This window comes from Silvibacterium bohemicum, assembly GCF_001006305.1.
Classification (GTDB): domain Bacteria; phylum Acidobacteriota; class Terriglobia; order Terriglobales; family Acidobacteriaceae; genus Silvibacterium; species Silvibacterium bohemicum.
Map to the genome: position 1 here is coordinate 553,890 of NZ_LBHJ01000004.1, position 18,332 is coordinate 572,221.

Here is an 18,332-nt window from a genome sequence, read left to right on the forward strand (position 1 = left end):
TTCATGAAGCCTACCGAGCGATTCACCAGCCGGGTCGACAGCTACCGCCGGCACCGGCCTCACTATCCCCAGGAGATCGTCACGCTGCTGGAGCGTGAGTGCGGGCTTCATCGCAGCTCAGCCATCGCCGATATCGCTGCCGGAACCGGCCTGCTCGCGGAAATCTTTCTCGAGCAGGACTACCCAGTGACCGCGATCGAGCCAAACGATGCGATGCGTGAAGTCTGCCGGGAGTTGATCGCGGAATATCCGCAACTCCAATGCTTATCAGGAACTGCCGAAGCCACCGGGCTCGGCGACAACTCGATCGATCTGATCACCGTGGCGCAAGCGATGCATTGGTTCGATCTGAAGCGCACACGTACCGAGTTTCGTCGCATACTCCGGCCCTCAGGCTGGTGCGCCGTCATCTACAACAATCGCCGCATGTCCGGGGACAGCTTCCACGAAGGCTATGAACAGATCCTCGCTGATTTCGGCAGGGATTATGCAGCCGTTCGGGATAGCCATCTGACACCGGAAGGGATCGCCGCGTTCTTCGCACCAGATGGGATGAAGGAAGTCACCTTCCCTAACGCGCAGGATCTCGACCTGCAGGGCCTGGAGGGCCGGGTGCTCTCTTCGTCCTACATGCCGCAGCCCGGACATCCCCGTTGCGATGCAATGCGCCTCGCGATCGCGGACTTATTCAAGAGCGAAGAGAGGAATGGCCACGTTCGGATGGAATACGAGTGCTCCGTCGCTTACGGCCAACTCACAACGTCAGCATTCGATGACATTGAGAGCTAAGCCGGCGAGTGAAGTCTCCTTATAGCGCGACTGCATATCGAGGCCGGTGAGATACATCGTCTTGATCACCTGATCGAGCGACACCTTGTGCCCCTCGGTCTCGTTCATGGCGATCCTGCAGGCATGCACCGCCTTGACCGCGCCCATCGCATTGCGTTCGATGCAGGGAATCTGCACCAACCCGCCAATGGGATCGCAGGTCATGCCCAGGTTGTGCTCCATCCCGATCTCGGCGGCATGCTCCACTTCGCTGTTGGAGCCGCCCAGCGCGGCAGCCAATCCACCGGCGGCCATCGAACAGGCCACGCCCACCTCACCCTGGCAACCCACCTCGGCTCCGCTGATCGATGCGTTCTCTTTGTAGAGCACGCCAATCGCGGCCGAGGTTAGAAAGTAGCGCAGGATTCCCTCTTCGTCCGCTCCGCCGATAAAAGTCCGATAGTAACGGGCGACTGCGGGAATGACTCCAGCAGCTCCATTCGTCGGAGCCGTGACCACGCGGCCGCCGGCAGCATTCTCTTCATTGATGGCCATGGCATAAACGGTCACCCAATCCAACGGCGCTAGAGGATCTACTGAGCCCTTCGCACCTAGCCTCTGCGCCAGGCGTGCAGCGCGTCGCCGCACCTGCAATCCGCCGGGAAGAATTCCCTCGGTGGCGATGCCGCGATCGATGCAAGCCTCCATCACACTCCAGATATGCAGAATGCCCGCGCGCACTTCCGCCTCGTTGCGCAATACGCATTCATTGGCCAGCATCACCTGCCAGATGGCGAGATTCTTTTCAGCAGCAAGTTCGAGCAGTTCCGCCGCACTGCGAAAAGGAAACGGCAGCGTCGCTGTCGTCATCACTGGAGCAGCGCCCGCGCCCTCAGCATCGGCCACAATGAATCCGCCGCCGATGGAAAAATAGATATTGCTGAGAAGCTCAGTTCCCTGTGCATCGACAGCGGTGAAGCGCACCCCGTTGGGATGCTCCGTCTTGGCACCCGGAGGAAACATCTGATCGCGATGAAAAAACAGGTGCTCGCTCTCGCGAAAAGGAATTGTTTGTTGGCCCAGCAGAGCAAGCATGCCCGACGCACGAATTGCCGCCAGCTTCGGCTCGATGGTTGCAGGATCGATTGCGGAAGCCTCTTCGCCGCTGAGCCCCAGCAGCACCGCGCGGTCCGTCCCGTGGCCTAAACCGGTCAGGGCAAGCGATCCGTAGAGGTCGACGCGAAGCAAAGCGACACGATCCAACAATTTCGATGCGGCAAGCTCCTCGGCAAAACGCCGCGCCGCACGCATGGGCCCCATGGTATGAGAACTGGATGGGCCGATGCCCACCTTATAGAGATCGAACAGGCTGGTCTTCACAACAGATCATTCTAGTCCGCGTGGACTGCACATCCAACCCGCCGTCAATTCTGTTTCGCGACCGGCTTCTTCTTTGATGTCTTATGCGTAGTCTGATGGACCTCTTCCGGAGTCAGGGGCGTTGTCACGCGAATGTACGATGCAGCCGACATATACCGCACCGAGGGCTTGGGATCGTCGAAGCCGTCCACCAATGCATCCGTCACATCTTTGCCGTGGAATTTTCCGAGCGCCTTAGCCGAAGCCAGCCGCAGAAAGGGATCTTTGTCCCGCAGCGTCTGAATCAGAGCCTTCTGGTTCGACTCATTGGGATCGCTCGCCAGCAATCCGGCAGCAATGACCCGCGGTGAATTGGCCGACGGTCCCGGATGCGCAAACTTGACGGCCGCCAGCGCGATTCCCACCGGTCCGAACAACATCGAAGCTCCTTCTTCCGCGCCCATGGTGGCCATCGTCGAGGGATCATGCAGGTCGCGGTTCACCGTGTGCATCCCCGACTTGAGCATGCCCGAGGTGGCCTTCATCTGCCCCGTCAATACTCCCTGCAGCACGTTCATGCCGGTGTGATCTCCCATCTTCCACAGCGAGGCCGCCGCAGTCACCACCACCTCCGGCGCCTGGTACTCCATGGCAATACGCAGAGCGGGAATGAACGCGTGATCTTCCGTCGTGCCCGCCGAAGCCACCGCTGCCAGCTTTACATCCAGGTTGTTGTCCTTCATGGCGGAGGTAATCATCTCTTCGGCCTGCTTATATCCACCCAGCGTGCCCAGAGCCACCAGCAGGCTCACGTGCTCGCGCGGCTTCGACGCCTGGCTGGTTGACTGCAGCATCTGCCATGCAGTCGTCAGCGCGTCTCCCTGGTTGGACTTGAGCTGGTCGGAGTGCGCGGTCACTGGCTGATCCGGCTCGTCGCTGCCCTGGCTGGCTTGCGCAGCCTGATTATTGTTGGAACTGCTGTCACTCTGAGCCTGAACCACCGGGACTGCGGAGAGCAGGATGGCTGAAAAGATGACCGTCTGAGCAAAGTTTTTCATTGCGGTATTTCTCCTTCGCAGGCCTTCGATCGAGGCCGCTCTTACCCGAACCAAGACTCCAGGTTACTAACGCTACCTGAGCAGCATCCATTCCACGCGTTTGCATGAAAGAGCATGTCGTTCGCGAGTGTATACTCCAGCCACTTTTACTCCCAAGAACATTATGCTTTTCAAAGCCTTCAGCGCCTCCGTCTACGGCATCGACGCGAACATGATCGATGTCGAAGTCGATTTCTCCGGCATCAAGACCACCGAGGATCACTTCCACACGGTTGGACTTCCCGACGCCGCCGTACGCGAAAGCCGCGACCGCGTACGCGCCGCCATCAAAAACTCCGGCTTCGACATTCCGCCCACCCACATCACCATCAACCTTGCGCCGGCGGATATCAAGAAAGAAGGCTCAGGCTTCGATCTCCCCATGGCCGTAGGCATTCTCGGAGCGTACGGAGCACTGCAACTCCGCGATCTCAGCCAGTTTCTGCTGGTGGGCGAGCTCGGGCTCGATGGCGGCCTGCGCGCCATCTCGGGCATGCTCTCGGTAGCAGTCGCCGCACGCGAGCATGGCATTAAAAACCTGGTCGTCCCCAAGGCCAACGCTCGCGAAGCCGCCGTGGTCGAAGGCGTGAACGTCTATCCAGTGGAGACGCTGAACGAGGTTCGCGAACTGCTCAACGCGGCGGGCAACGGCGGAATCCACGTCGCTCCCTTTCAAGTAGAAGCAAAGCACGTGCTCGGCGAGCTGCAGCATTGTGCGCTGGACTTCGCCGATGTTCGCGGCCAGCAAACGGCCAAGCGAGCGTTGGAGGTTGCAGCCGCGGGCGGCCATAACATCCTGATGATCGGACCACCGGGCTCAGGCAAAACGATGCTCGCCAAACGTCTGCCCTCTATTCTCACTCCGCTCAGCTTTGAAGAAGCTCTGGAGACGACCAAGATTCATTCCGTCGCCGGTGTTCTCGATCCCGAGGCGGGACTGGTAACCCAGCGGCCCTTTCGCTCGCCACATCACACGATCTCTGACGCCGGGCTTATCGGAGGAGGCGTCATTCCGCACCCCGGCGAGGTTTCGCTCGCGCACAACGGCGTGCTCTTTCTCGACGAGCTGCCGGAGTTCCCGCGCAATGTGCTCGAAGTGCTGCGCCAGCCTCTTGAGGACCGCACAGTCACCATTGCTCGCGCTTCAATGTCTCTGAGTTTTCCATCCGCCTTCATGCTCGCCGCCGCCATGAACCCCTGCCCCTGCGGCTATTTCAATGACAAGTCGCGCGAGTGCCACTGCACTCCGCCGATCATCCAGCGTTACGTCTCCAAGGTCTCCGGACCGCTGCTCGATCGCATCGACATCCACATCGAGGTCCCTGCCGTGCAGTATCGCGAGCTGCGCGCCGGCGCATCGAGCGAGAGTTCGGCGAGCATCCGGGCGCGGGTTCTCAAAGCTCGCGGGCTGCAGAGCGAACGCTTCGCCCACGCTCGCGAAAAAATCTATTCCAACGCGCAGATGAGCACCCGCCAGATTCGCGCCTTCTGCGAACTCGGCCCCGACGCCGAGAAGCTTCTGGAACGCGCCATGCAGCAACAGGGGCTCACAGCCCGCGCTCATGACCGCATCTTAAAAGTGGCTCGCACCATCGCCGACCTCGAAGGTCAAAGCGCGCTCACCGTAGCCCACATCGCCGAAGCCATCCAGTATCGGACGCTCGACCGCAGTTATTGGAGCTAGGCAGACGTATACCTTAAAAATCGAAAGCTTAACGTCGCGTCCCTTGAACGTTGAGCTCAGGCAACTCAGACGGAGAACCTCCCCTGAGACAATGGAACGATGAACGAGACAACTGGGAGCGAGGGAACGGGGCGCGAAACAACGGGGAGCGAGCCAATTGCCGAGTATCGCCGCCGCTTGAGCGCGATCGCCGATTCTACAAACCGCTACCGCGGGCGCGATAAAGTCTTTGCAGCGGCCAAGCTGATTCTCGGCGTTTTCATCGTCCTCGCTGCAATCTGGCTGGTGAAGTACCACGCGGCCCGGTTGTACTTGCTGCTGATCCCCATTTTGCTTTTCGTCGTTCTTGGCGTACTGCACGAGCGAATCTTAAAGCGGCTGCGCTCCGATGCTCGGCTCCAGTCCTATTACAACCAGGGCATCGCTCGCATCGAGAATCGCTGGGCTGGCATTGGAGAAACCGGCGAACGATTCCTCGACCCTTCACATCCTTACGCGCGCGATCTCGATATCTTCGGCCCTGGCAGCCTCTTTCAATTGCTCTGCACGGCTCGAACCAGTTCGGGGGAACAGACCTTGGCTGCGTGGTTGATGGCCGCAGCGCCTGTCCCCGAAATCACAGCACGCCAGGAAGCAGTTCAAGAACTGACCCCGAAGGTGGACTTGCGCGAACGCCTGGTTCTCGCCGGAGAAGAAGTCAAAAAAAACGTTCATCCCGAAGCACTGATCGCATGGGCGGAGAACGCACAGCCATTGAACCGTGCCTCGATTCGCCTCACTACACTCCTTCTGACTGCTTTGTGGCTGCTCAGCCTGGTCGCCTGGTGGAGATGGGACTGGATGGCCGCTGCTCTCGCCATAAGCCTTGTCAATTTCGGAGTGAGCTACAAGCTCCGTTCGCGAATGAACCGCGCCGCGGAAGGTGTCTACGGCGCGCAGCATGATCTCGCCTTATTGGCGGGCATCTTGAAAATCATCGAAGCAGAGGCGGCAACTGCGCCGAAGATCGTTCAGCTGCAGCACAGGCTCGGCCGCTCCGGCGTGCTGGCCTCGCAGGCGATAGTGGCTTTGAGCAAGCGCGTCGAATGGCTCGAATCGAACGATAACTGGTTTGTGAAGATATTCGACCCATTCATCTTCTACTTTCCCCACTGCGTGATGGCGATCGACGCCTGGCGTACGCGCCATGGCGCGGCGATTCGCGAATGGCTCGCCGTCACCGGAGAGGTCGAAGCACTCACCTCGTTCGCACTCTATTCCTACGAGCACCCCGCGGACACCTTTCCGCAAATGCCGGAAGGCGGACCCTATCTTGACGCCGAGGGTCTCGCTCATCCCCTGCTCGCGCGCGCAAACGCAGTTCCGAACGATTTGAAGCTCGACCGTAATCTGCAACTGCTGGTCATCAGCGGCCCCAACATGGCGGGCAAGAGCACGTTCATCCGCAGCATCGGCATCAATGCCGTCCTCGCTCTGGCCGGAGCGCCGGTTTGCGCCCGCCGCATGACGCTCTCCAGCCTTCAGGTAGCTGCCTCGATCTGCATCCTTGATTCGCTGCAAGGGGGGCTCTCGCGCTTTTATGCCGAGATCTCCCGCCTGAAACAAATCGACGAGTTAAGCAAAGCGGATACTCCTGTCCTCTTCCTGCTCGATGAGCTGCTCTCGGGCACCAACTCCTACGACCGCCGCATTGGAACCGAATCGTTCGTGCGCAGCCTGCTCGGGCGCGGAGCAATCGGTCTGGTGACCACCCACGACCTGGCGCTGGCCGAGATCGCCGAGCGCATCGGAACGACTGCTGCGAACTTCCACTTCGAGGACACCTTCGAAGACGGCAAGCTGCACTTCGACTACAAGCTGACACCCGGCATCGTGCAGACCACCAACGCGCTGCTGCTCATGCGCTCGATTGGCCTCGACGTGTAACGTCGGCATATCGCCCCGATCCCCCGAATCATTTAATGATGGACGAATGGAATTTTGTCCTCATTTAGCTGTTCTTAAGCTGTACGCTGCCGAGCGCCGAATATCCGCTGGCAAATGAGTGAAATGCGGCCTTCGGGTTCCGATGGCGGAGAAATAAGAGTAAGAAATCCAGAAAATATATGAAAAACAGAATAAGTAAACTTGCTGATCAGTTGGTAACTCCAACGCAAACCCAACAAACTTAGGTAATTAGTTTCATTTGGGGAGCATTTGCTTATCTCCAGTTCCTGGAATCACACTCGACACATTTCTATGAAAAAAGTATTGACCCACGGCGGAGAGAGGTTTATTTTCAACCTTGCACTTAGGAAATGTTCCTTCGAAACAGGCCTGTTGCAGCTGAAGTCACTGCATCCTGTCGGTATTTCCCGCCATGACCATGTTTCCGTAGATCCAGAGAACCGGGTCCATGGAATTACTCGGCCGTTGTGAAGTCGCGAAGGAATTCTGAAAGTTCAATTGCAGTTTGCTCAGCGTGAAAGTCCGTAAGGTCAGCTAGGTTTTCGCGCAGATGTCAGAAAAAATGTTGACCATGAATGCTGTCTCGCGCGTCTAAAGGGACAGAAAGCAAAGACCGACATAGGGTAGCCGTAGATAATCCCGGAACTACCTTTCCCAGCCCGAGAATGAAAGGTTGCGTGAAGCGGTCGAGAAGGAGAGTACGAATATGCGTTCTGATTTAATTTTTGGGGCTCTTGCCCATGTTGAAAACCGGTATCAGCTCTGCCAGTTGGCCTCGAAGGCCACTCGCAAGCTGCATAAGCCGAACACTCGTCTCCAGGACACGACGAATGATGTGCTACTCCGCTTTCACGAGACCAACCCGGCGGCCGGTTCGGCCGTTTCCGCCCACCAGACAGCAATCCAGCAGCGCCGCGCAGCTTAATCGCGCGGCTTTGCCGTCCCACCAGCTCCCCCTGATCGATCCTCCAGAGAATCTAGAAACAAGGGTCCACCGAATTGCCGTTCGATCCGTAACTTCCTTCCTGGCACCGCCCCCCATCCTAAAAAACCCACCGCAGGTAAAAAATGACCATCTCCGAACTAAAAGAAAAGAACATTACGGAGCTGAGCCGTATCGCCCGGACCCTCGAGATCCCCGGCGCTAGCGGACTCCGCAAGCAGGACCTCATCTTCAAGATTCTTCAGGCCCAGAGCGAAAAAGAAGGACACATTTTCGCTGAAGGCGTGCTCGAAATTCTGCCCGACGGCTACGGCTTCCTTCGCTCTCCGGACTATAATTACCTGCCCGGTCCCGACGACATCTACGTCTCCCCGTCCCAGATCCGCAAATTCGACCTCAAGACCGGCGACACCATCAGCGGCAATGTGCGCCCGCCTCATGAGGGTGAGAAATACTTTGCCCTGGTCAAAATCGAGGCGATCAACTTCGAGTCGCCCGAAGAGACGCGCAACAAGATCCTATTCGACAACCTCACGCCTCTTTATCCGCAGGAGCGGATCAAGCAGGAGACGGTGCGCGAAAACATCAGCGGCCGCGTGATGGATCTGCTCACCCCCATTGGCAAGGGCCAGCGCGGCCTGATCGTCGCCCCGCCCCGCACCGGCAAAACCATGCTGCTGCAGTCGATTGCCAACTCCGTCACCTCGAATCATCCTGAAGTGGTTCTGATTGTGCTGCTTATCGACGAGCGTCCGGAAGAAGTCACGGACATGCAGCGCTCGGTGAAAGGCGAAGTCATCAGCTCGACCTTCGACGAGCCTGCGGCACGCCACGTACAAGTTGCAGAGATGGTCATCGAGAAGGCCAAGCGCCTGGTCGAGCACAAGCGCGACGTCGTCATCCTGCTCGACTCGATCACCCGTCTCGCCCGCGCCTACAACACCATCGTTCCGCCGTCAGGAAAGGTCCTCTCGGGCGGTGTCGATTCGAATGCCTTGCAGCGTCCGAAGCGCTTCTTCGGGGCGGCCCGCAATATTGAAGAAGGCGGATCTTTGACCATTATCGCGACCGCACTCGTCGATACCGGCTCGCGCATGGACGAAGTGATCTTCGAAGAGTTCAAGGGCACCGGCAACATGGAAGTCATTCTCGACCGCAAGCTGGTCGACAAGCGTGTCTTCCCTGCCATCGACATCCAGCGCTCGGGTACTCGTAAGGAAGAGCTGCTGATCCCCAAGGAAGACCTGCAGCGCATCTGGGTCCTCCGCAAGGTGCTGAATCCGTTGTCTCCGGTCGAAGCTATGGAATTGCTCGTCGACAAGCTGGGCAAGACCAGAAACAACGCCGAGTTCCTGCTGAACATGAGCTCGCTCTAACAGCCTTCACTTCGTCGTTCAAAACGGAGTGAGGGAATCTCAGCGATCTCAAGCAGCAGAAGGGAGTCCGCGCGGACTCCCTTCTGCTGCTTTTCTGCTTGTTATCCCAACGGCTTGAAGTGAACCGAAGGATCTGCAGTCAGCTCGTGGCGCTACCGAGTTCAGTATTCCACTCGCACCGCATCCAGCGAAGGCAGAAATACCGGGCGAAGCTCCATCCTTAGCCGCCCTGCTCGCGCTCCCGGATCGTCATTCGCAAGCTGCGACGCCTCCTCCAGATTTTCCGCCTGCAACAGTGTGATCCCTACCAGATCGTCGGCATCGTCCACGACCGGACCGGTGATCATGAACCGCCTCGCCTCCAGCTGCGTCCGCAGGAACGCCAGATGCGCGAGCATTAGCTCAGGCGAATCGCCGGTCTCGTTCCATTGCGGTCCCTTGCGCATCAGGCAAAGGAAATAGCCCTTGAGATTGCGGGGCACGTCTTTCATTCTTGCGGATTTGGCTGACACGTTCTTCTCCGTCACTCAGCTTCCAGAATAACGGCAGCAAGGAGCAAGCGTCCGCGGATCAGTTCTTCTGCTCTTCGAAATCATCGCCGGAGAAGCGGGGAATGCCGAAGTGCCCGCGCAGGTGCAACAGATCGAGCGGACTCAGCGTTCCGTTCACAGCCACCAGGTTCACATTGGTTTCATTCGCTATAAGCAAAACCATTCCTTCGACATTGCCGTGCGCGAAGCGTATCCATACATCGGTACGGCCGGGATGCGGCGCGGCGGCGTGCGACTGCTTGGTGACCAGGTGCTTCCAGCCCCGGTCATGGTACTGCGAGCGCACCGAATCGAGAATGGCCGGATCATAAAGCCCAGGCTGGGGATAGCGGAAGGTGTGTACGGATATCCCGCGCAGCTTCGCGACCACACGCCTGGTGTCGTCATCGCCGAGAAAATTGTTGGCCATATCCAACATCGACTTGTCGAAGGTGACATCGGTATGGAAGCTGGCATGTTTCCCCAGCGCTTCCATCCCTTGAGGTATCCAGCTGTCGTCGGGGAAGCTCTGCTCCTGTGCATGCATCGGGGACAACAGGGCGAGGAAGGCGATAACTGCAAGTAACGTTGATCGATAGATTCGTGGCATGAAGTTATAGACGACTACAACCCTCTAAACGCATATTCCCACCAAAAGTTGGTAGAAAAAGGGGAGAATCTCTCTGTCCAACTCTCAGCCAATCAATGACTTTCTCCGCTACACTTGAGAGCTGGTTGTACTTTTCACCTTTGGAGAAGTAATGACGGACCGCTTGTTTTATCGCGACTCGTTTGTTCGGGCCTTTGCTGCAAACGTAACCGATATACGGGAGGCTTCGCGGGCCGACGGTATATCGGTCTGGCAGATCGCCCTGGATCGCACCGCTTTTTACCCAACCAGCGGAGGCCAGCCTCACGACACGGGAGTCCTGCGCGCGACCTCCCGCAATGGGGCGATTCTGGAAGCCGCCATCGAAAGCGTGGAAGAGGACGAAAGCGGCCAGGTCTGGCACTACACCCGCAAGCCTCTGCAGGCCGGAACTACGGTTGAAGGCGAAATCGATTGGTCGCGCCGGCTAGACCACATCCAGCAACATTCCGGTCAGCATCTTCTTTCGGCGGTCTTCGCTCGAGAGCTCAGCGCGCCCACGGTGTCCTTTCACCTGGGAGAAACGGTGTCGACCATCGATCTGGCGACGGCGCCCATCGCGCGACACACCCTCCAGCGCATTGAAAGAATCGCCAACGAATTGATCGCGGAGGACCGCGCGGTCTCTGTCCGCACCGTCGAGCGCGCCGAGGCCGAAAGCCTCCTGGCTACCGGCGATCTGCGCAAGCTTCCCGAGCGCGAAGGCTCCATCCGCCTGATTGAAATCGCCGATTACGATCTGAATGCCTGCGGCGGCACGCATGTGCGCTCCACCGGCCAGATTGGAGGGCTGCTGATCCGCTCCGTGGAAAAGGTGAGCCGGGGCTTCCGCGTCGAATTCCTCTGTGGACTCCGCGCCGCTGACGCCGCCAGACATGACTTTGAGCTGCTGGGACGCGCCGCGGGCACGCTCTCCACGAAGCCCGAGGAGATTCCTGCTGCCGTCGAGCGCCTGGTGGGCGAGGCCAAAGCCGCCGCGAAGGAAAGACAGAAGCTCCTGGAAGAAGTGGCGACCTATCACGCCACGCGTCTAGTGGTCGAAGAGCTATTCCAGGAAAATCTCCGCCTGGTTTGTCGCATGTTCGCCGATCGAGGCAACGACTACATTCGCCTTCTGGGTTCGAAGGTCACCGCATCTGTTCCTCGCACGGTTGCGCTGCTTGCCTCGACGGAGTCCTCTCCGGCGCGGGTGGTGCTGGCGCGCAGCGGCGACATCGATATTCACTGCGGAGAGATGATGAAGAAGGCGCTCGCGGATTTCGGTTTCCGTGGCGGCGGCTCGCCGGACCTGGCGCAAGGCGATCTTCCCCAGGATGAAGTGGTAAATTTTTTGGCGATCGTCACCCGCGAACTTCGGGCAGCATTGATTCCACATCGCACTTCTCTATAGGTTTTCCCGCAACCACTGACCGCATATTGGCGATCTATCGCCGATATATCGCGAGCTGCTCAAGACCGAAGTCCGAACCATCCGCTTCTTGGTTACAGGACGCTGATCACGATCAGCGAAGCGTCGTCTTGAAATTGTCCGTGGCAGAATGCGGTCACGTCATCCAGGACCTGCTGACGAATTCCGTGGGCTCCCGAGGCTCGGCTCGCCACCACCGACTGAATCAGCCGCTGATAGCCGAACTCCTCTTCGGCTTCGTCGGCGGCCTCGAGCACGCCATCCGTCAAGAGAAGCAGCGTATCTCCGGTCTTTAATTGTTGGTCACGATCGCTGTAGGTCCAGTGGGAGAATAGCCCCAGGACTCCGCTGTAGGCGGCGGGAAAGTCCACTGTCCCATCGGCATGCACCAGCAGCGGTAGGCAATGTCCGGCATTCTCGTACTGCATCACCCTCGTGTTGGCATCGAGCACGCCGTAGAACAGAGTCACGAAGCGCCCGGGCGCGATATTGTCCGAGAGCGCCGCGTTGAGCCGAGCGCACATCGCTCCGGCAGAGGGATTGTCCCGCGCAAATGCCTTGACCGATGCCTGCAGATTGGCCATGAGCAGGGCCGCAGCCATGCCCTTGCCCGACACGTCGGCGATACATACTGCCATCTTATCGGCGCCTACGGGAAAGACATCAAAGTAGTCTCCGCTTACGCTCTTCGCAGGCTGCCAGGCGCAGGCGATCTGAAAACCTCGAAGCTGCGGCGTCTCGCGCGGCAGCAGATGCATCTGGATCTCGCCGGCTTGTTCCAGTTCGGAAAGATGCGCCTGCTTTTCTATCAGCCCCAGATGAACCTGGCTCTGCAGCTTCTCATTCTGGGCCTTCAGCCGCGCCTGGCTGTCGTCGAAGGCAAAGATCAGGGAGCCCACAATCAAAGTCACCAGCATCGCGAATGGCAATCCGCCGATAAACTCCTGCCAGAACGACACCGGAGGATGAAGCAGCAGGTAGATAGGAACTTCGGACAGAAGATCGCCCGCCAATCCGGCACACATCAGCAGCAGGAGATAGACAACCCAGTTCCACGGACGCGGCCGCTTTACATAGACCGGCCTGGTAGCCGATATCGCAAAGATCAGAACATTTCCAGTGATAAACGTGCCCAGCAACACTCCAACCAGCGTCCCTCGTGCGTGCAGTATCCACTCGACTGCCCATACGGACACCGACACCGCCGCGAGGACAAGCTGAAAGCCCAGCAGGCTGAAATTTCCTAATACTTTTTTTTGATCGTTGGCCTTGGGCATGGACGGATAACACTCTGGGGGCAGGCAATACGATAGCAGCGCGGTGACGGCGAGGCCAGCGTATTTCTTGGCTCAAAAGAAAAGCGCACCCGCAAACGGATGCGCTGAGACTGATGACAAACCTTTATAGCGCGAGCGGGGCGTTCCCTCAGCGGCTAAAGCCGCACTCATTCTGCCTGATTTATGTACGGCCTGAAGGCCGTACCCTTCCCAAACCAAGACTTTGTCAACTATCTGAGGCGCATCCGCGAAGGGTGCGCTTGAATTTGACCGGTTGAAATGAGTCCCGATCGGACGAGCTTAGGCCTGCTCTTCGCCGCCAGCGGGCTGCTGCTCTGCCAGCTGCTTCTGCAGCTCTTCGCGGCGCTTCTCGCGGGCTTCGGCACGCTTCTGCCGCTTCTCGTCGAGGATCTTTTCCGCGCCCAAAAGCTCGATGAAGGCCTTCTCGGCGCCGTCGCCCTTCTGGAAGCCGGTGCGGACGATGCGCAGATAGCCGCCGTTACGATCGCCGTAGCGCGGGGCTACGGTGTCGAACAGCCGCGTGACCGCTTCGCGGGTCTGCAGGAAAGAGAGAGCCTGACGCCGCGCGTGCACGTCGCCCTTCTTTCCCAGGGTGATGAGCTTTTCAACGTGAGGACGCGCAGCCTTGGCCTTGGTAATCGTGGTCTCGACGCGGTCCTCAAGAAGAATCGACGTGACCAGATTGCGCAGCAGAGCGCGGCGATGGCTGGTGTTCCGTCCCAGTTTGTATCCTGCATTGCGATGACGCATGGCGTTTCTCTCTTTATTAGGGCTCAGCGTTCAGGGCACAGGGTTCAGGGAGTTCCTGCCCATCACCTGCACGCCACGCGCCCGTCTTTAAATTCGTACTATCTTGTCAGTTAGCAGCGCTCAGGGTCTGGGTCTTGCTGCACCCTGAGCCCGGAACGCTGCACCCTGTAATTAAAAGTTCTCGGTTTCGTTCTGCAGTGCTACGTCGTCTTCCAGCTCATCGTCTTCGTCATCGTCGTCGAAGTGGTTGTAGCTGGCGGCGAGCGTCGCGGCCGGCAGCACGGAGGTCGGTCCGGGTACGGCGTTGCCGTGCTCGTCGATCTTCATGCCCAGGGAAAGCCCCATCTGCGCGAGGATTTCCTTGATCTCGTTCAGCGACTTGCGGCCGAAGTTCTTGGTCTTCAGCATCTCGGCTTCGGTCTTCTGCACCAACTCGCCGATGGTCTGAATATTTGCGTTCTTCAGGCAGTTGTAGCTGCGGACGCTGAGCTCCAACTCTTCCACCGAGCGGTTCAGGTTCTCGTTGCGCAGCTGCATGCGGCCTTCTTCGGCGTGGCTCTCAGCTTCGATCTCTTCCTCGAAGTTGATGAAGATGCTCATGTGGTCCTTGAGCAGCTTCGCCGCGAGACCGACTGCGTCTGCCGGAAGCACGGAACCGTTGGTCCAGACTTCGAGCGTCAGCTTGTCGTAGTCGGTGATCTGGCCGAGACGCGCAGCGTCGACAGCATAGTTCACCTTGCGAACCGGCGAGTGCACCGAATCGACCGGGATGAAGCCAATGCCCAGGTCGGAGTCGAAGTTCTTGTCCGCGGAGATGTAGCCACGGCCGCGCTTCAAGCGCATTTCCATGTCCAGTTTGCCACCTTCGCTGACGGTGGCGATATAGACATCTTTGTCCAGGATTTCCACGTCTCCATCGGCTTCGATCATGCCCGAAGTCACAATCCCCGGCTGCTCCGCGCGCAGATACAGCGCCTTCGGGCCCTCGCCGTTCAACTTGAAGGGAATCTGCTTCAGGTTGAGGATGATGTCGGTCGCGTCTTCCACGACTCCGCCAATCGACTGGAACTCGTGCAATACGCCTTCGATCTTGACTGCCGTTACCGCCGCGCCTTCGATTGACGAAAGCAGGGTGCGGCGCAGCGCATTGCCGATGGTGGTGCCGAAGCCGCGCTCAAAAGGCTGGGCGCTGAACTTCCCGTATTTATCGGTGAGCGTTTCTGCCTCGACGGCCAAACGCTTGGGTTTTTGAAATCCTCTCCAAAGCATATCGATATCCTTTTCTCATGCGCAGCGAACGCCGCGAAGCATTCTGCAACGGCTGCGCGTGATTCTCCTGACTTGAGATACCGCTTTCGCGGTTTATTGCTCTCCGGATCGTCTTCGATCCGAAAACTTTCGGTCTGGCAGAGCACAAAACTGAGCTCTGTGCTCTGCGCCCTGATTACTTGCTGTACAGTTCGACGATCAGCTGCTCGTTGACCGGCAGGTTGACATCTTCGCGCTTCGGCAGAGCAATCACCTTGCCCGAGAGGTTCGCGCCATCGACACTCAGCCATGCCGGAGCCGGCTGATGGCTCGCGAACTCGCGAGCGCCTTCGACAACCGTCAACTTCTGCGAGTTGGGACGAATCTTAATCTCGTCGCCCACACCCACCTGGAAAGAAGGGATGTTCACCTTGCGGCCATTCACTTCAATGTGTCCGTGACGAACGATCTGGCGAGACTGGCGACGCGAGCTGGCAAAACCAAGCCGGAATACCACGTTGTCCAGGCGACGCTCCAACTGCTGCAAGAGCAGCTGACCGGTGACGCCGGGGGTACGCGCTGCCTTCTCGTAGTATTCGCGGAACTGGCTTTCGAGGGTGAAGTAGATGCGCTTCGCCTTCTGCTTTTCGCGAAGCTGCAGGCCGTAGCCGACGATCTTCGCCTTGCGGTCGCGGCCGTGCTGGCCGGGGGCAAAGTTACGCTTCTCGATGGGGCACTTGTCGCTAAAACACTTGGGGCCCTTCAAAAAAAGCTTCATGCCTTCGCGGCGGCAAAGGCGGCAGACTGCTCCTGTATAACGTGCCAAAACAATTCTCCTCGTCCCGGCTTCAGCCCGGACGTTTCATTTCAGAGGCCGACAGGTTTACGCGCTGGCAAGCGCTTCGTCCCAGTCCATCCACAATTTTACAGCAACAGGGTTGCGGGAGGGTGTTTTACTAACCCTCCCCTAAGCCCTATACCCTACTCTTACACCCTGCGGCGCTTGGGCGGACGGCAGCCATTGTGCGGAATCGGCGTAACGTCACGAATCGAACGCACGTCGATGCCTGCGGCAGCCAGTGCACGAACCGCAGACTCACGGCCCGATCCCGGACCGCTCACGCGGACGTCGACCGAGCGGAGACCATGGTCGCGAGCCTGATTGGCCGCATTCATCGCCGCCTGCTGCGCGGCAAACGGGGTTCCCTTACGCGATCCACGGAAGCCGAGCGAACCCGAGCTCTTCCAGGAGATGGTGTTTCCCTGACCGTCGGTAATGGTCACGATGGTGTTGTTGAACGACGCCTGAATGTATACCAAACCGTAGGGGACATTCTTGCGTTCGCGCTTCTTGAACTTCTTGTTCTTGGCCGCCTTGCCGGCAGAGCCACCCTGCTGCTGTGCTTTTGCCATTAGGTCTTCGCCGTCGCTTTCTTCTTGCCTGCTACCGTGCCTTTACGCGGTCCCTTACGGGTGCGCGCATTGGTGTGCGTCCGCTGCCCGCGTACCGGCAGGCTGCGACGATGACGGATGCCGCGGTAGGACTGAATGTCGATCAGCCGCTTGATGTGCATCGAGACGTCTTTGCGAAGATCGCCTTCGACGTTGCCTTCCTGCTCGATGATCTGACGGATGCGGTTGACCTCGTCTTCGCCGAGATCCTGGATCTTCTTGAGGGGGTCGACATTCGCGGCCTTCAGAATCCTGAGTGCGCGCGGGTTACCGATCCCGAAGATGTAAGTAAGGCCGATCCGCGCCTGCTTATTGCGGGGCAAATCGACGCCAGCAACACGTGCCATGTTCTGTCCTTCGTTTGCTTCCGGAAGCTTCACCGCCGGAAGCGGTTAGGCAGGTCTGAATTTCAAACCTGCAGTGATGAGTCGGGGTTCATCGCAAGCCTTTCTACGGCTAACTAGCCCCTGCCCTTAATCTTGCCGGGCGCGACTCGAATCATTCGCAGCCGAAGCCGCGCCAGAATTTAGCCCTGGCGCTGCTTGTGCTTCGAGTTTTCGCAGATCACACGCACCACCCCACGGCGGTGAATGACCTTGCACTTGTCACAAATCTTCTTTACCGATGCACGAACCTTCATAACTAACTCCAGCTTCCAGCTTCTAGTTTTTAGCTATCAGCCTGTTCCTTGCGCTACCGGCGTTTTTGGCCGCCCCGCAGCACAATGTTGATGAAGCCGTCACTCCAGCTAAAGCGAGGAGCGAACGGCTAAAAAGCTACTTGTAGCGATACACGATCCGCCCGCGCGTAAGATCATACGGGCTGAGCTCAATCGCTACACGATCGCCGGGAAGTATGCGGATAAAGTTCTTCCGCATGCGGCCCGAGACATGCGCCAGCACCTGGTGCTTGTTCTCGAGCTCAACCTTGAACATAGCGTTTGGCAGGGTCTCAAGGACCACTGCCATTACTTCAATCGCATCTTCCTTCGACAAACCTTATCCCGTTTCCGCCGGACCTTAGCCCAGCCCCGCTCGAACAAATATCCTGCTAAAAGCATCGCGTCAAAGCGCCTACGTCAGAATCACGGCGCCTTCGGCGGTCACTGCAACCGTATGCTCGAAGTGCGCGCTCAGACTTCCATCCTGCGTAACTGCTGTCCAGCCGTCGCTCAACACCTGCACATCCGGCTTGCCCGCGTTCACCATGGGCTCGATCGCGATTACCATACCCTCGCGCAGCTTCTGCCCTTGCCCGCGGCGTCCGTAATTCGGCACCTGCGGATCTTCATGCAGACGCGTCCCGATCCCGTGCCCTACAAAATCCCGAACCACGCTGAAGCCCTCGGCTTCAACGACTTCCTGAACCGCAGCGCCCACATCGCCCAGCGTTGCGCCCGGCCGGATGGCCTGAATGCCGCTCGCCAGGGATGCCTGCGTAACGTCCAGCAATTTTTTAATCCGCGGATTGACCTTGTCGCCTACCGCCACCGTAATCGCCGAATCGCCGTAAAAGCCGTCGATAATCACGCCGGTGTCGATCGAAACAATGTCGCCATCGCGAAGCACCCGCTCCGCCGACGGAATTCCGTGAACCACTTCCTCGTTTACCGAGGTGCACAGCACGCAGGGATAACCACGATATCCCTTGAATGCCGGCTTGGCGCCAAACTCGTTCATCTTCTCGACAGCCGCGTTTTCCAGGTCCAGCGTGGACGCGCCTGGCTTTACAAACTTGCGGACATGCTCGAGAACATCGCGAACTACCTGTCCGCTGCGCCGCATCTTCTCGATCTCCTGCGGCGTCTTGATCATGATTGCCAT

General features: G+C 58.5%; 19 protein-coding genes. 6 read left to right on the forward strand and 13 right to left on the reverse strand.

What is annotated here, in order from left to right; translation table 11 throughout:
* Nucleotides 1-3 precede the first annotated feature (3 nt).
* The gene (locus tag XX99_RS12980) at nucleotides 4-789 is read left to right on the forward strand and encodes a class I SAM-dependent methyltransferase (RefSeq protein ID WP_050059803.1); all 786 of its coding nucleotides are present in this window, start codon (nucleotides 4-6) and stop codon (nucleotides 787-789) included.
* Here XX99_RS12980 and XX99_RS12985 read toward each other — a convergent pair.
* On the reverse strand, nucleotides 763-2,148 hold the full coding sequence (locus XX99_RS12985) for an L-serine ammonia-lyase (protein ID WP_050059804.1): 1,386 nt from the start codon (nucleotides 2,146-2,148) through the stop codon (nucleotides 763-765). The two genes, XX99_RS12980 and XX99_RS12985, sit on opposite strands and share 27 nt — an antisense overlap.
* A 44-nt stretch (nucleotides 2,149-2,192) precedes the next feature.
* Entirely contained in the window at nucleotides 2,193-3,185 is a 993-nt protein-coding gene (locus XX99_RS12990) for a HEAT repeat domain-containing protein (RefSeq protein ID WP_050059805.1), read from the reverse strand.
* A 163-nt stretch (nucleotides 3,186-3,348) separates the two neighbouring features.
* Here XX99_RS12990 and XX99_RS12995 point away from each other — a divergent pair, with 163 nt between their 5' ends.
* From XX99_RS12995 to rho, 4 genes are all read left to right on the forward strand, one after another.
* Nucleotides 3,349-4,908 carry a YifB family Mg chelatase-like AAA ATPase gene (locus tag XX99_RS12995; RefSeq protein ID WP_050060123.1) on the forward strand — a complete coding sequence of 520 codons (1,560 nt, stop codon included), beginning with the start codon at nucleotides 3,349-3,351 and terminating at the stop codon, nucleotides 4,906-4,908.
* Nucleotides 4,909-5,007: 99 nt separating this feature from the next.
* Complete coding sequence (locus tag XX99_RS13000; protein WP_050059806.1) at nucleotides 5,008-6,834, forward strand: MutS-related protein; 1,827 nt, start codon at nucleotides 5,008-5,010, stop codon at nucleotides 6,832-6,834.
* 727 nt (nucleotides 6,835-7,561) lie between these two features.
* Nucleotides 7,562-7,780 carry a hypothetical protein gene (locus tag XX99_RS13005; protein ID WP_050060124.1) on the forward strand — a complete coding sequence of 73 codons (219 nt, stop codon included), beginning with the start codon at nucleotides 7,562-7,564 and terminating at the stop codon, nucleotides 7,778-7,780.
* Nucleotides 7,781-7,923: 143 nt separating this feature from the next.
* A complete protein-coding gene (gene rho, locus XX99_RS13010; RefSeq protein ID WP_050059807.1) occupies nucleotides 7,924-9,174 on the forward strand; it encodes a transcription termination factor Rho in 1,251 nt (416 codons plus the stop codon).
* Nucleotides 9,175-9,335: 161 nt separating this feature from the next.
* On the opposite strand, the gene XX99_RS13015 is transcribed toward rho, so the two are convergent.
* Together XX99_RS13015 and XX99_RS13020 are read right to left on the reverse strand one after the other, a co-directional pair.
* On the reverse strand, nucleotides 9,336-9,686 hold the full coding sequence (locus XX99_RS13015; RefSeq protein WP_156185966.1) for a YciI family protein: 351 nt from the start codon (nucleotides 9,684-9,686) through the stop codon (nucleotides 9,336-9,338).
* Between the two features lie 58 nt (nucleotides 9,687-9,744).
* Entirely contained in the window at nucleotides 9,745-10,314 is a 570-nt protein-coding gene (locus tag XX99_RS13020; protein WP_082125533.1) for a DUF4252 domain-containing protein, read from the reverse strand.
* Nucleotides 10,315-10,465: 151 nt separating this feature from the next.
* Here XX99_RS13020 and XX99_RS13025 point away from each other — a divergent pair, with 151 nt between their 5' ends.
* The gene (locus XX99_RS13025) at nucleotides 10,466-11,743 is read left to right on the forward strand and encodes an alanyl-tRNA editing protein (protein WP_050059810.1); all 1,278 of its coding nucleotides are present in this window, start codon (nucleotides 10,466-10,468) and stop codon (nucleotides 11,741-11,743) included.
* A 92-nt stretch (nucleotides 11,744-11,835) separates the two neighbouring features.
* Here XX99_RS13025 and XX99_RS13030 read toward each other — a convergent pair whose 3' ends face one another.
* From XX99_RS13030 to map, 9 genes are all read right to left on the reverse strand, one after another.
* On the reverse strand, nucleotides 11,836-13,038 hold the full coding sequence (locus XX99_RS13030) for a PP2C family protein-serine/threonine phosphatase (protein WP_050059811.1): 1,203 nt from the start codon (nucleotides 13,036-13,038) through the stop codon (nucleotides 11,836-11,838).
* Nucleotides 13,039-13,338: 300 nt separating this feature from the next.
* Nucleotides 13,339-13,809, reverse strand: coding sequence for a 50S ribosomal protein L17 (gene rplQ / locus XX99_RS13035; RefSeq protein WP_050059812.1), 471 nt, complete (start codon nucleotides 13,807-13,809; stop codon nucleotides 13,339-13,341).
* 171 nt (nucleotides 13,810-13,980) lie between these two features.
* The gene (locus tag XX99_RS13040) at nucleotides 13,981-15,078 is read right to left on the reverse strand and encodes a DNA-directed RNA polymerase subunit alpha (RefSeq protein ID WP_050059813.1); all 1,098 of its coding nucleotides are present in this window, start codon (nucleotides 15,076-15,078) and stop codon (nucleotides 13,981-13,983) included.
* A gap of 175 nt (nucleotides 15,079-15,253) precedes the next feature.
* Complete coding sequence (gene rpsD, locus XX99_RS13045; protein ID WP_050059814.1) at nucleotides 15,254-15,883, reverse strand: 30S ribosomal protein S4; 630 nt, start codon at nucleotides 15,881-15,883, stop codon at nucleotides 15,254-15,256.
* 161 nt (nucleotides 15,884-16,044) lie between these two features.
* A complete protein-coding gene (gene rpsK, locus XX99_RS13050; RefSeq protein WP_050059815.1) occupies nucleotides 16,045-16,470 on the reverse strand; it encodes a 30S ribosomal protein S11 in 426 nt (141 codons plus the stop codon).
* Nucleotides 16,470-16,856 carry a 30S ribosomal protein S13 gene (gene rpsM, locus XX99_RS13055; protein WP_050060125.1) on the reverse strand — a complete coding sequence of 129 codons (387 nt, stop codon included), beginning with the start codon at nucleotides 16,854-16,856 and terminating at the stop codon, nucleotides 16,470-16,472. Before rpsM ends, rpsK begins: the two co-directional genes overlap by 1 nt.
* A 179-nt stretch (nucleotides 16,857-17,035) precedes the next feature.
* Complete coding sequence (gene rpmJ, locus XX99_RS13060) at nucleotides 17,036-17,149, reverse strand: 50S ribosomal protein L36 (RefSeq protein WP_015896560.1); 114 nt, start codon at nucleotides 17,147-17,149, stop codon at nucleotides 17,036-17,038.
* A 136-nt stretch (nucleotides 17,150-17,285) separates the two neighbouring features.
* Nucleotides 17,286-17,504 (reverse strand): translation initiation factor IF-1, encoded by a 219-nt coding sequence (gene infA / locus XX99_RS13065; RefSeq protein WP_050059816.1) that lies wholly within the window; start codon nucleotides 17,502-17,504, stop codon nucleotides 17,286-17,288.
* A 78-nt stretch (nucleotides 17,505-17,582) separates the two neighbouring features.
* Complete coding sequence (gene map, locus XX99_RS13070; protein ID WP_050059817.1) at nucleotides 17,583-18,332, reverse strand: type I methionyl aminopeptidase; 750 nt, start codon at nucleotides 18,330-18,332, stop codon at nucleotides 17,583-17,585.

Coding starts and splice junctions, on each gene's coding strand:
- XX99_RS12980 (WP_050059803.1), top strand. CDS start 4: ATGAAGCCTACCGAGCGATTCACCAGCCGGGTCGACAGCTACCGCCGG.
- XX99_RS12990 (WP_050059805.1), bottom strand. CDS start 3,185: ATGAAAAACTTTGCTCAGACGGTCATCTTTTCAGCCATCCTGCTCTCC.
- XX99_RS12995 (WP_050060123.1), top strand. CDS start 3,349: ATGCTTTTCAAAGCCTTCAGCGCCTCCGTCTACGGCATCGACGCGAAC.
- XX99_RS13000 (WP_050059806.1), top strand. CDS start 5,008: ATGAACGAGACAACTGGGAGCGAGGGAACGGGGCGCGAAACAACGGGG.
- XX99_RS13005 (WP_050060124.1), top strand. CDS start 7,562: ATGCGTTCTGATTTAATTTTTGGGGCTCTTGCCCATGTTGAAAACCGG.
- rho (WP_050059807.1), top strand. CDS start 7,924: ATGACCATCTCCGAACTAAAAGAAAAGAACATTACGGAGCTGAGCCGT.
- XX99_RS13020 (WP_082125533.1), bottom strand. CDS start 10,314: ATGCCACGAATCTATCGATCAACGTTACTTGCAGTTATCGCCTTCCTC.
- XX99_RS13025 (WP_050059810.1), top strand. CDS start 10,466: ATGACGGACCGCTTGTTTTATCGCGACTCGTTTGTTCGGGCCTTTGCT.
- XX99_RS13030 (WP_050059811.1), bottom strand. CDS start 13,038: ATGCCCAAGGCCAACGATCAAAAAAAAGTATTAGGAAATTTCAGCCTG.
- rplQ (WP_050059812.1), bottom strand. CDS start 13,809: ATGCGTCATCGCAATGCAGGATACAAACTGGGACGGAACACCAGCCAT.
- XX99_RS13040 (WP_050059813.1), bottom strand. CDS start 15,078: ATGCTTTGGAGAGGATTTCAAAAACCCAAGCGTTTGGCCGTCGAGGCA.
- rpsK (WP_050059815.1), bottom strand. CDS start 16,470: ATGGCAAAAGCACAGCAGCAGGGTGGCTCTGCCGGCAAGGCGGCCAAG.
- rpsM (WP_050060125.1), bottom strand. CDS start 16,856: ATGGCACGTGTTGCTGGCGTCGATTTGCCCCGCAATAAGCAGGCGCGG.
- rpmJ (WP_015896560.1), bottom strand. CDS start 17,149: ATGAAGGTTCGTGCATCGGTAAAGAAGATTTGTGACAAGTGCAAGGTC.
- map (WP_050059817.1), bottom strand. CDS start 18,332: ATGGCAATCATGATCAAGACGCCGCAGGAGATCGAGAAGATGCGGCGC.